General features: G+C 44.7%; 1 protein-coding gene. It reads right to left on the reverse strand.

What is annotated here, in order from left to right:
- Positions 1–8: 8 nt before the first annotated feature.
- Positions 9–548 carry a TRAP transporter small permease subunit gene (locus R8N47_RS26175; RefSeq protein WP_017448440.1) on the reverse strand — a complete coding sequence of 180 codons (540 nt, stop codon included), beginning with the start codon at positions 546–548 and terminating at the stop codon, positions 9–11.
- Positions 549–628 lie beyond the last annotated feature (80 nt).

Below are 628 nucleotides of genomic sequence, written 5' to 3' on the forward strand. Positions count from 1 at the left end.
ACTTCCTTTTACGACTTACCGTTGTTACCGGCATAGATAAGATGAGGGTTAACGATTTTATTGACTGAGTGCAGCAGCAAACCAACGCCACTCACCGCCATAAATAAGAAAGAAACCGGGATCATGCCTTTGATTATCCATCGATACGGCAAACCACCTGGGTCACCAGACGTCTCGCCCAAGGCATAACTCTCTTTCGCGAAATCAATACCAAACCATGCGACCAGCAAACAAAAAGGAAAGAGGAAAAACAGGGTGCCGATGATGTCGATGATGGATTGCGCTTTATATGACAGTCGCTCATAAAAAATGTCGACTCGAACGTGACCGCCGGATTTGATGGCATAAGGCACGCCAAGCAAAAAGACAGCAGAGAATAAGTGCCACTCCATTTCTTGAAACGCGATAGACACGTCGTTAAACACGTAACGCATCACAACGTCGTACACCACGTTCAACAACAACAAAATGAAGAGGATGCTGGATAACCACCCCAGAAAATCACCAAAGCGGTTGAAGATTCGCTCAATATAGATAAGGCTTCTCATTCCGAACTCCATGGAACGTGTGGGTTGGCTCCGCAGTATCTACGGAGCGTTTTTATGATTTTTATTTGAAATTTTTCTTG

The organism is Vibrio sp. 2132-1, assembly GCF_033344315.1.